The 11,904-nt window shown below is 62.5% G+C and carries 5 protein-coding genes; all 5 read right to left on the reverse strand.

Annotated features, from left to right (window positions below; genetic code table 11):
• Positions 1–1,599 carry an outer membrane protein assembly factor BamB family protein gene (locus tag ACVOLV_RS04055; RefSeq protein ID WP_481553259.1) on the reverse strand — a complete coding sequence of 533 codons (1,599 nt, stop codon included), beginning with the start codon at positions 1,597–1,599 and terminating at the stop codon, positions 1–3.
• Between the two features lie 99 nt (positions 1,600–1,698).
• Positions 1,699–4,347, reverse strand: coding sequence for a TonB-dependent receptor (locus ACVOLV_RS04060; RefSeq protein ID WP_481553260.1), 2,649 nt, complete (start codon positions 4,345–4,347; stop codon positions 1,699–1,701).
• Positions 4,348–4,950: 603 nt separating this feature from the next.
• Positions 4,951–7,752: a TonB-dependent receptor gene (locus ACVOLV_RS04065; protein WP_481553261.1), complete on the reverse strand. Its 2,802-nt coding sequence runs from the start codon at positions 7,750–7,752 to the stop codon at positions 4,951–4,953.
• A 49-nt stretch (positions 7,753–7,801) separates the two neighbouring features.
• Positions 7,802–8,935, reverse strand: a complete 1,134-nt coding sequence (gene glk / locus ACVOLV_RS04070; protein ID WP_481553262.1) for a glucokinase — start codon at positions 8,933–8,935, stop codon at positions 7,802–7,804.
• 614 nt (positions 8,936–9,549) lie between these two features.
• Complete coding sequence (locus ACVOLV_RS04075) at positions 9,550–11,859, reverse strand: beta-N-acetylhexosaminidase (RefSeq protein WP_481553263.1); 2,310 nt, start codon at positions 11,857–11,859, stop codon at positions 9,550–9,552.
• Positions 11,860–11,904: the final 45 nt, after the last annotated feature.

Raw genomic sequence — 11,904 nt, forward strand, 5'->3', positions numbered from 1 at the left:
TTACGGTTGCTGCGATCCAAGGGGGGAGGAAGGCAAGACGGAGCCGACCTGCAGCATTGCAGGTGATGGCGGGGAGGTAGCGCTGCTGCGCTTCGGGATCATCGCATCAAGGGCGAAGCCGTTCAGCACTCCCTCGATGTCGGCGGCCACCACGATGCTGCCATCGGTAGCAAGACTGCCAGCGATGCCCCATTGAAAGCCATGCCCGGCCGGCACTGTGCGCCGCGCCAACAGGCGCCCATCACGGCGATCGAGCAGGCCGATACCGGCGCTGTGTTCAAGGAAATACGGCTTGCCCGCTGCCATGCCGACAATCAGGTGATCGCCCAGCTGCAGTGGCGTGCCCCAACTCCATCCGCCCACATCGGTGCGCCATTGCACGTGTCCGTTGCGGATATCGATCGCGCTGATCTTGCGTAGATCGGAAGAGCCGATATACAGCGTGTTGCCATCGAAGGCGGGTTCCGACTCTATCCACGACGTCCAGAACTGGCTGTGCCAAAGCGGGCGACCATCGGCCGCATCGAGTGCGTACAGCACGCCGCTACGATCGTTGGTGAACACGCGGCCGGCGTGCACCATCGGCGCTGCTCCGGGTCGGGACTTCATGCGGTACTGCCAGATTGGGCTGCCATCGCGCAGCGCCAATGCCTGCACGGCACCTGCTTCGCTGACGATGAACAGGTGTCTGCCATCGCTGGCGGGGCTGTGCAGGATGCGGCCGGACAATTGCGTCTTCCAGCGCATGGCGCCATCTTTCGCATCCAGCGCCTGCACGGTGCCGTCGGCACCGCCTATGTGGAGCTGCCCGTCGATGAGCAGCGGACGCGGCGCCTGCCATTCCCAGGCGGCGAGTTGGGGATGCGGTGGTTGGCGGCTGGTCTGGCTGCCCTGGATGGAGGAGCGCCATTGTTCGCGCCCGCTATGGCGGTCGAGGCGATGCAGGTAACCGCCATCGCTGCTCACGAATACCGCATCGCCGGTCACCAATGCGCTGGCATACACCGGATAGCCGGTCGTTGCGGTCCACAGCAGCGCACCGTCGTCCAGTTTGACTGCAGATACGGCGCCGCTGGTCGTGCCGATGTAGGCGATGCCTTCGCGGATTACCGGGGAGGCGAATATCTGTCCGCCCAGGCGGGTGCTCCAGCGTGGTGTCGGCAGGGCCGCCGCGTCGGTGGTCGGTTGCGCTGCAGCAGGCAACTGGTCGCGGCTGGCGCGGCGCAGGCTGACCTGTTCGCCTTCGCCAAGCATGCTGCCAACAAGGCGGTTGCCTGTTTGCTGCAGACGCATGTGCAGTGCGTTCTGCGCCAGCACCTTGTTGTTGAAGTCGGCCTTGTCGGGCAGCGGCAGGCGTTGCAGGTGGGCCACCGGCAGGTCGAGTTGCATGTCGTAGCGGCCGTCGGTGTCGGCCTGCAGCTGCAATCCCATCACGACCTTTTCGCGTGCGCTGCCTATCTCACCAAGCCAGTAGCCGGAGAGATCAGTTGTTTGTGCCTTGGCGAGACTGCTGATTGCCAACAGGCAGACGGGCAGCAGTCGCTTCCAGGCGTGTTGCTGGCGCTGTACAGGAGCACTGTTGCAGAAGGAGGCATGCATCGTGATGGCCCGGCCAGGGTCGTGGAGAGGTGAATGCGGAGGACGGGACGGGCCCGGCGCACCGGGCCCGCGGTACGGTATCAGCAGCGGTTGCCTGACTTAGAAATCAAAGCGCAGTGACGCCATGTAGCGCCGGCCGGTGGTGTACAGGCCATTGGTGAGCGCCTTGCTGCCGAAGTAGCTGTGGTACTTCTCGTTGAGCAGGTTCATGGCGTTGATCTGGATGGCCAGGTTGTCGTTGATGCGGTAACCGACGGAGGCGTCCAGCGAGGCGTAGTCATCGGTCCACACCTGGGTGTTGGCCGCAGCCATGCGGGTGAAGTACTTGTCGCGCCAGCCATAGGTGACCCGTGCGCTCCAGTCGCCCTGTTCGAAGTAGGGGCTGATGTTGAACTGGTGCTCGGAGTTGAACGGCAACGGACGGCCATCATCGGCCTCGCCATCGGAGAAGGTGTAGTTGGCGACGATGCCGAAGCCCGCGCCGAAGCCCTGCTGCCATGCCAGCGAGTAACCGCGGACCTTGGCATTGCCAGCGTTCTGCGGACGGGTCACGTCGTACAGATCGTCCCGGTTCTGGTTGATGTTGTAGTGGGTTTCCTTCTGCGACTGGTTGAGGATGTAGTCCTTGACGTCACGGTAGAACAGCGAAGCAGCCAGGATCGCGTTCTCCGACAGGTACCATTCGGCGGAGAAGTCGAAGTTGGTGGACTGGTACGGGTCGAGGTCAGGGTTGCCGCCGGCACCGGACAGGTTCAGGTCGGTCAGCCAGATGTAGCTGGACATGTCCGCATAGTTCGGGCGGGCGATGACCTTGGCCGAGGAGAAGCGCAGCACCACATCATCGTTGAGGTCGTAGATCAGGTTGAGGTTGGGCAGTACGTTGTTGTATTTCTTGCCCGCGACGACGGTTTCCCATTGCGGGCAGGGGTTCACGTTGTTGGCGCAGGTGTAGCCTTCGTTGGTGGTCTCGGTGCGCACGTAGCGGACACCGATGTTGCCGCGCAGGCGATCAAAACTGAAATCAGCCTGGGCATAGACAGCCTTGCTGTCTTCCTCGATCGACCAGGTGTTGCGCGCGAATTCGCCGGAGTTGAACGGCGACAGCGCAGGCATCGAAGCGCCCGGCGCCAACCACTTGCCGCTCATGATCCACTCGTACAGCTTGGCTGGATCAACGGTGAAGCGATCCGAGAGTGCGCCGCCATTGCCAAGGCCGGACAGATAGTCCCCCGGCATCGGCCGCGGGCCGAACTCGCCGGCGCTGTTGGTGGCGGCGGTGTTGAGGCCGAAACCGCGCTGCACCTGGCCGACGTAGTGATCGCGCTGCTTGTAGCCGAAGCGCAGCAGGTAGACCGGCGAGTCGAGCTTCAGGCCGAAGTCGATCTGCCCGTACTTTTCCTTGTCCACAGTCGGCTTCTCGACCACGTTGCCTGCCCAGCCCTCGAAGCGGAACAGCGACGGGTCGGTGAACGGGTTGCCGTTCGGGAAGCTGACTTCGAATGGGTTGGTGTCGGAGTCCTTGACCTTCCACTCGTAGTCGGTGTGGGCGAGGAATTCGCTGTAGAACTGGCGCGGGCCGGCATCGGCACGGGTGCTGCCGATCTGCGTGCTGAGCGACCAGCGTTCGTCGTTCCAGGCGGCCTTCAGGTCGTAGGTGCGCGATTCGGTTTCGGCCCAGCGGCTCTGCAGGTCGAAGATCGACAGCGCGTTCTTCATCTTGCCACCGGTGACGATGCCATCCTTGATGGTGATGTCGGTCAGCCTGCCGCCGCTGTGGAAGTTGTTGCCCTGGTTGATGAACATCGGGTGGGTCTGATGGTCATAGCTGGCATCGATGGCGAAGGCATTGAACTCGATGTCGAGCTTGTCCACCGGCTTGGCCTGCAGGCTCAGGGTATAGGTGTCGCGCTTGCGCTCCTGCTCAAAGAACCCGGCGCCGGCCGAGTTGACGCCGATGGCGTTCGGGTTGGCGCGGATCGCGTCGGCGCAGGCGCCAGCGCAGGTGCCGTTGGCGATGGACGCATTGAATGCGCTGGCGGTGATGACGTTGAATGCCTCGTAGCCTTCGCGGCGGATGTTTTCTTCGTCGCGTTGTGCCGAGAACACCACGCCGAAGTTCTCGGCCTGGTTCTTCCAGCCCAGTAGCAGCGCTGCGTTCGGATCGTTGGTGCTGGCCACTTCATTGCGGGTCACGCCGACCTGACCGGAAATGGTCAGCGACTTTTCCATGTCCAGGGGCTTGCGCGTGCTGATCATCACGGTGCCGCCGATCGAGCCTTCGTCCAGGCGTGCTTCGGGCGACTTGAACACCTCGATCTTGCCAACCAGCTGCGGTGCCAGCAGCGAGTAGTTGAAGGTGCGGGTGGGGAAGTCGGACATGTTCCAATCGCCCGAGGCGATGGTCTGGCCGTTGAGCAGGGTGCGGTTGAGTGAGGGATCGGTGCCGAGGATGCTGACGCGCTCGCCCTGGCCGAAGGCGCGGTCGATGGCGACGCCGGGGATGATGGTCATCGCTTCGGCGACGTTGGTGGCCGGGAACTTGCCCACGTCCTCGGCGGTGATGACGTCGACGATGGCATCGGCATTGCGCTTGGTCTCCAGCGATTGCTGCAGGCTGGCGCGGATACCGGTGACGACGACACGGTCAAGCTCGGTGGCTTCTTTCTGTGCGTCCTGGGCGGCGGCGGAGAAGCTGATTGCCAGGCAACTGATGATGGCGGCGGTGAGCGGCGACTTGCGGTGGTTCAAAGGTCTCTCTCCCTTTGCTGATGGATGGCCGACGAATGCGAGCCGGTCAGTGATTGCCGCAGCCCGGGCGGGCATGCGGTTGGATGGTCGCGGTCAGCGAGTTGGCCGGCCGCGTGGAATCTGGCGTCAGTCAGGGGCGGTCGTGGGGATGACGTCGCGCGCGGCCGCCCTGCGATACAGGCTGCCGAAGTGGAAAAAGTGGAGGTGTTGCTGGCGATGCTTGTCCACGTCATGCCTCGGTGTGTTGGGTGGAGCGCGGGACTACCGGTGTTCAGCCAGGAGTGAAGTTTGCGGCGAATTATTGCTTTTTGCAAAAATAATTTTCATGAAAAAAGCCGTGTTTAAAAGGCCGATTTCATGCATTTATTGCTATTTGCAAGGCTTTTTTGCAATGAAAGCAGATTTCCATTCATATCTACTGAAATTGATTCAACGCTATTGATTTGATGGATGAAAATTATGTTCAGCATTAATTCATTGGTAATTGCGGTTCCGCTTCATTGCAGCGATTGCCTGCACGGGCACAAAAAAAGCGGGCCTGGAAAACCCAGGCCCGCTGGAGGAGAAAGAACAGCGGATAACAGGTGCAGCGTTGGTGCTGGCTTAGAAGTTGAAGCGCAGCGATGCGTTGTAGCGACGGCCGCTCAGGTAGGCGCCACGGGTGAGCTGCTCCACACCGGAGTAGGAGTGGTACTCCTCATCCAGCAGGTTCATCGCATCCAGGCCGACCGAGAGGTTCTCGGTGATCTTGAAAGCCACCGATGCGTCCAGCGAGGCGTAATCCATGGTCCACAGCTCACGGCCTGCGCTGACCTGGGTGAAGTACTTGTCACGCCAGCCGTAAGTGACGCGTGCGGTCCAGGTGTCGTTCTCGAAGAACGGGCTGATGTTGAACTGGTTCTTGGAGTTGAACGGCAGCGGGCGGCCGCCGGTGGCTTCGCCATCGGAGTAGGTGTAATTGGCGATGACGCCAAAGCCTGCACCGAAGTTCTGCTGCCAGGCGACGGAGTAGCCCTTGATCTTGGCGTCACCGGCGTTGCGTGGACGGTCAACCAGATAGGTGTCGTTCTTGTTCTGGTTCTGGTTCCAATGGGTTTCCGGGGTCGACTCGGTGAGGATGTAGTCGGAAACATCACGGTAGAAGATCGAGCCGGCGAGGATCGCGTTCTCCGAGAAGTACCATTCTGCCGAGAAGTCCACGTTGGTCGACAGGTAGGGCTTCAGGCTGGGGTTGCCGCCACCACCGGTCAGTGCGGTATCGGACAGCCACAGGTAGGACGACACATCGGTGTAGTTCGGGCGTGCCATGGTCTTGGCGACGGACGCGCGCAGCACCAGGCTGTCGGTGGCGTCGAAGGCCACGTTCAAGTTGGGCAGCAGGTTGTTGTACTTGTTCTTCTTCACCACGTGGTCATAGGACGCGGCCAGCTTCTCGGCGGACCAGCCGCCCTGGGTGCAGCCGGCCAGGCCGGTATTGCAGGCGTAGCTGCCCGATTCCAGGTCGGTGCGTACATAGCGCACGCCGATGTTGCCGCGCACGCGATCAAGGCTGAAGTCGGCCTGCAGGTAAGCGGCACCGATGTCTTCATTGATCGACCAGTTGTTGCGGGCGAATTCCTCTGCGCTGAACGGCGATACCACCGGCATCGTCTGCCACGGCGCCAACCACTTGCCGCTGGTGATGTAGTCGGCCAGCTTCCAGCCATCGATGGTGAAGCGATCGCCAAGATCGCCGTAGCCACTGAAGCCCTTCAGGTAGTTGTCGGGCAGTACGCGCGGATCGAAATCCGAGGCCTTGGCGTCGCCATAGCCGGCCACTGATGCCAGGCCGATACCGCGCTGGATCTGAGTGGTTTCATGCTTGCGCTGCTTGTAGCCGAAGCGCACCAGGTAAACCGGCGAATCGAGCTTGATGCCGAAGTCGACCTGGCCGTAGGTTTCCTTGTCGGTGGTGGGCTTCTCGACCAGGTTGCCGCCCCAGCCGGTGTTCCAGGTCGGCTTGGTCGGGTCTGCGCCCCAGCCGCCATCCATCTGGAACTGGTCGGGATTCAGGAAGGGATTGGCGCCGGTGAACTCGACGCTGCCCGGCTTGCCCGGTGCATCAGCGATCGACCAAGTGTAGTCGGTGCGTGCGAGGAACTCGCCGAACACCTGCTTCGGGCCGCCGTCGGCCTTGGTGCGGCCGATGTGGGTGGAGGCGAACCAGCGCTCGTCATTCCAGTCCACCTTGATGTCGTAGGTTGCCGAATCCACCTGGGCACGACGGTTCTGCAGGTCGAACACGACCAGGCCGTTCTTGTGGCTGGCGCTGGTGATCAGACCGTCCTTGACGGTGATGTCGGTGAGCGTCTTCAGGCTGTTCCAGGTATTGCCCTGGTGGGTGAACATCGACTGCGCCATGTGATCGAAGTTGGCGTTGATCTTCAGCGCGTTCAACTCGATGTTCATCTGCTCGACGGGCTTGAACTGCAATGCCAGCGAGTAGGTCTTGCGCTCACGTTCCTGTTCGAAGAAATGGGCGCTGGTCGAGTTGGGGCCGACTGCATCCGGATTGGCGTACAGCGTCTCGGCACACTTGCCGACGCAGGTTGCCGGCGAGGTGGGCTGCGAGCCATCCGGGTTGGGGGCCACCGACCAGTCGGTCGGCAGGTTGGTCACCGAGCCGTTGGAGCCGCCGAGGCCGCCGATGTAGTCCTTGGCGCGGACGATGCCGTAGGACTCGATGCCGTCGCGGCGGATGCTTTCATTCGAGGCCTGGGCGGACACGATGACGCCGAAGGTCTCGGCTTCGTTCTTCCAGGCGAAAGCGGCGGAGGCGCTCGGATCGGTTTTCTCGACGCGATCATTGCGGCCATAGCTGACGCGGCCGGAGATGCTGACCTTTTCCGGCATGTCCAGCGGCTTGCGCGTGGAAACAATCACGGTGCCGCCGATGGAGCCTTCATCGATGCGTGCTTCCGGCGACTTGAACACTTCCAGCTTGCCGACCACTTCCGGTGCCAGCAGCGAGTAGTTGAAGGTTCGGGTCGGGAAGTCGGACATGTTCCAGTCGCCGGAAGCGATGGACTGGCCGTTGAGCAGGGTGCGGTTCAATGCCGGATCGGTACCCAGGATGGACACCTTTTCACCCTGGCCGTATGCACGATCAATGGTGACGCCCGGGATGATGGTCATCGCTTCGGCGACGTTCGTGGCCGGGAACTTGCCCACATCCTCGGCGGTGATCACGTCGACGATGGCGTCGGCATTGCGCTTGGTTTCCAGCGATTGCTGCAGGCTGGCGCGGATGCCGGTGACGACAACGCGGTCAAGCTCGGTGGCATCCTTGCCGGCTTCCTGCGCGTGCGCGGAAAAGCTCAGGCAGGTGACGATGGCGGCGGATAGAACAGACTTGCGGTACCTCATGATGTCTCTCCTCATCATTGTTGGATGCCGGTGAACCGGCCGGATTTTTTCAGTGGGAACCCGTGCACGAGCAGACAGCCCCATGCACCTGCGGTACTGCAGGATTCGACGCGACGGGTTCTATTTCCCTGCGTCCCAGATACCAACTGGCGGCGCCGATGACGCCCAGTTGCCCGTGCTCTACCAACTTCACGGGAATGCGTTGCAGCGCCTCGCGCATCGGTCCCTTGTTGAGGAAGCGTTCGGCGAAGCTGCTGTTCAAAAGGAACTGGCTGATCTTGGGCAGGATGCCGCCGGCCAGATAGATGCCGCCTTGGGCGCCGTATACCAGCGCCATGTCGCCAATGGTCGAGCCGAGGATCGCGCAGAACAGCTGCAGCGTCTGCTCGGCAATCGGATCGCTGCCATCGCAGGCGGCGGCGCTGATCGCATCGGGTGTGCGGTGCGTTGCGTGGCAGTCACGGACTACGCACAGGGCGTTGTACAGATTGAGCAGGCCCGGCCCTGACAGCGCGTGCTCGATGGCGACATGGCTGCGGCCTTGCAGCATCTGTTGCAGTACTGCCATTTCCAGGGCGGTGCTGGCGCTGAGTGAGGCCTGCCCGGCTTCGGTGGCGAGCACCATCGAACGGTTGCCATTCGGGATCCATAACGCCGCACCCAGGCCGGTGCCGGGGCCGACGATCAGCACCGGACCTTCGCTGGTAACGGCGGGGCCGCTCAGCAGCAGCGCGTCGCCATCGTCGATATGCGCGGCGGCATGGGCCACGGCTTCGAAGTCATTGACCAGGTGCACGGCGGCGAAGCCGAGGTCGTCGCGGATGCGATTGCAGGACAGTGGCCACGGCAGGTTGGCGGAGATGACGGTGCCATCGGGCAGGGCGTAACCAGCACTGGCGATGGCGCACTCACGCACCGTGGCGCGGTCGACCGGGAACTGGGCAAGGATGCTGCTCAGGTCCGGGTAGTCGGCGCAGCGGTACTGGCGGTAGGCCAATAACTGCATGGGCGCGCTGGCGCTGCTGCCCGGCTGCACCAATCCGACGCGAACGTGGGTGCCGCCCACATCGGCGGCCAGCAGCGGCGCAGCAGATGCAGGAGTGGTCAGCTTGGCTGTTGGATTCCGGCTGGCAACCACGCACGTCCCCTGGAAGTTGCGCGACACCTGATGGCGTTGCGGCATGCGGAGTGTCAGCGCTTCGTGACAACGATGTCAAGGCGCACTGCAAAAAATTTTCACTGCCTAGCAAGGACGGTTGAATGAGTTAATTCAATGAGTTAAGGCAGTATTTTCGTTTCACATGAAATTCAATGCTGGTTTTGCAGGAGGATGGATGGCTCTATTTGTATGGCGTGAAATTTTTTGGCACGGCGAGATGGCTTGTGGGAGCGGCGTAAGCCGCGAAGCCCGCAGCGGCGAGGAGCAGAGGTTCCATGCCTCAGGCACGCCTCTGGCGCCGGCCAGCGGGCTTTCTGGTGGCTGAAGTAACCGTGGCTTCGCGGCTTACACCGCTCCCACAACCATCGGCCCAAGAGAGGGGGGCGTGTTGTTGTAGGCGCGGCGTAAGTCGCGAAGCTGACAGCAATGAAGCGAGGGTCATCGCGTCGCCGCGAAGGAACGTGCGCATGCAGCTGGTTGGCGAGCGGGCAAATGCGGGCGGTTGCATCTGTTGCTTCGCGGCTGACGCCGCTCCTACAAAAAGGGCCACATCAACAGCTGCCGGAATTACATCTCGCCAAACAGCAGAAGGCCACCGCATGCGGTGGCCTTCTGCCTGCATCAGACCGTTGTGTGGATCACTTGCCCGGTTCGAGCTTGATCCAGTCCAGCGTCCACATGTTCGGGCGGGTGTCGCCGGTGAAGCGTACGCACAGGTCGCCACGTGTTGCCGGCGCGGTGATGCTGGCGTCCAGCTCAAGGAAGCCGTCGGCATTCGGCTCGGCCGGCAGCGGCACCGAGGCCAGTGGCTTGCCTTCGCAATTGGCCAGGATTTCCATTTCGCCATGGGCAGTGCGCGCCGGTGCGAACTTGCGTGACGGCTCGTCGTGGGCCAGCTGGAAGTTGTACGGAATACGACCGGCACGCACCTTGATGCTGGCAATGCCCGACAGATCCACGTCACTCCACAACCAGCACGGGTTGAAGATGTTGACGTTGAACACTTCGCGCTCGCCCTCGGCCGGGCCGTCATCTTCCAGCCGCAGCAGCAGCTTGCCGCCATTCGGGCACAGGCCGAGCTGGGTATCTTCGCGGACCAGCAGCGATGCAGCGTCGAGCTTGAAGGTGTTGGCGGCGGCCAGTGGCTTGCCGCCAAAGAACGCGGCGGTCTGCACCTGCAGCGGCACCTTCAACTGCAGCGGCTGTGCGTACAACGGCGAGCTGGCGCTGACCGGGCTGCCATCCAGCGTGTAATGCACCGGGTAGCCCAGCGGGTTGTTCAAGCTCACCTGCACTGCGCCAGTACGGTGTTCGCCCTTGTCCAGCAAGTCGACCTGGAACGGCGTCTTCGCATAGGCGATGTTCATCGCCTGATAGCGCTGCAGCTGCTGCGGCAGGCGCTGCAGGAAGTTGCCGAAGTTGCGCTTGTCCTGCGGGCTCCAGCCGGTTTCGGCGACCGCGGCCAGGCGCGGGAACAGGTTGTGTTCCAGGTTCTGGTCGTTGCGGGTGTGCTCGTTGAACATATTGGCCTGCAGGCCAAGGATGTGTGCGCGCTTGTCGGCAGCAAGTTCGGCCGGCACCGGCTCGAACTCGTAGGCCTTCTGCAGGGTGATGGTGGTCGGACGGCCCGGCGGCTCGTTTGGCGACTCGGTCTGCAGGTAATCCATGTACATGTGGGTGACCGGCGACATCACCACATCGTGGCCTTCGCTGGCGGCCTTGAGCCCACCTTCGGTACCACGCCAGGACATCACCGTCGCTTCCGGTGGCAGGCCACCTTCGAGGATCTCGTCCCAGCCGATCAGGCGCCGATCGTGCTGTTCGAGGAATTTCTCCAGGCGCTTGATGATATGGCTCTGCATTTCCATCTCATCCTTGGCGCCGAGCTCGCGCATGCGCTCCTGCACGCGCCTGGAGGCGATCCACTGGTCCTTGACCGCTTCGTCGCCGCCGACGTGCACGTACTTGGACGGGAACATCTCAATCACTTCTTCCAGCACGTTTTCCAGGAACTGGAAGGTGCTTTCCTCGGTGTTGAACAGGTTCTGGAACACGCCCCACTGGTTGTCGATGACCAGTTTCTGATCGGTGGTACCCAGTTCCGGATAGGCGACGATGGCGGCGGTGGCATGGCCGGGGACGTCGATTTCCGGGATCACCTGGATATGGCGCTCGGCCGCATAGGCGATGATTTCGCGGATCTGTTCCTGCGTGTAGTAGCCGCAGTACTGGCGCGGCTCGCCGGTGGCGGCGTTGATGCCGGCATCGCCCAGCGGCACGCGGCAGCTGCCGACTTCGGTCAGCTTCGGATAGCGCTTGATCTCCATGCGCCAGCCCTGGTCATCGGTGAGATGCCAGTGGAAGGTGTTGAGCTTGTGCTGCGCCATCGCATCGAGCAGCTTCTTGATCTCGTCCATGCTCTGGAAGTGGCGCGCCGAGTCCAGCATGAAGCCACGCCACGGGAAGCGCGGGGTGTCCTTGATGGTGGCGGCGGCGACATGGCCGGGCGTGTTGCCGGTCAGCAGTTGGGCGGCGGTGACCGCACCGTAGAACAGGCCGACGTCATCACCGGCGCTGACGTCGATGCCGGTGTTGGAGACTTTCAGTGCATAGCCTTCGGCGGTATTGGTTGCCGATGGATCGAGGCGGAAGCGGATCTGTGCCTTGCTGGCGTTGTCGGCAATGGCCAGGGTCGGGCCACCGTTCTGCTTGAGCAGGGTGACGAACTGCGCGGCGGCGCGGCGTGCTGCCTCGTCGTTGCCGCCGACGCGGGCGGAACTCTGCAGCACGAAGTCCTTGCCGCCATCAGCCTGGTAGCTGGCGGGCAGGGGGACAAGCGAAGGGGCGGAGGTGGTGTCGGCGGCCTGTACCTGCAGGGCGGACATGCCCAGCAATACGCAGCTGCTGAGCCACGGCGCGCGGCTGCGCTTGTGGAAGGACTTCGTCATGGGCGGAGCTCCTGTCTGTGCTTGGGCGGCAGTGTGTAGTGCCGC

The organism is Stenotrophomonas sp. STEN023 (assembly GCF_056760135.1).

What these genes read in the sequence shown, in the direction of transcription:
- ACVOLV_RS04065 (WP_481553261.1), bottom strand. Translation starts at nt 7,752, where the DNA reads ATGAGGTACCGCAAGTCTGTTCTATCCGCCGCCATCGTCACCTGCCTG.
- ACVOLV_RS04055 (WP_481553259.1), bottom strand. Translation starts at nt 1,599, where the DNA reads ATGCATGCCTCCTTCTGCAACAGTGCTCCTGTACAGCGCCAGCAACAC.
- ACVOLV_RS04075 (WP_481553263.1), bottom strand. Translation starts at nt 11,859, where the DNA reads ATGACGAAGTCCTTCCACAAGCGCAGCCGCGCGCCGTGGCTCAGCAGC.
- glk (WP_481553262.1), bottom strand. Translation starts at nt 8,935, where the DNA reads ATGCCGCAACGCCATCAGGTGTCGCGCAACTTCCAGGGGACGTGCGTG.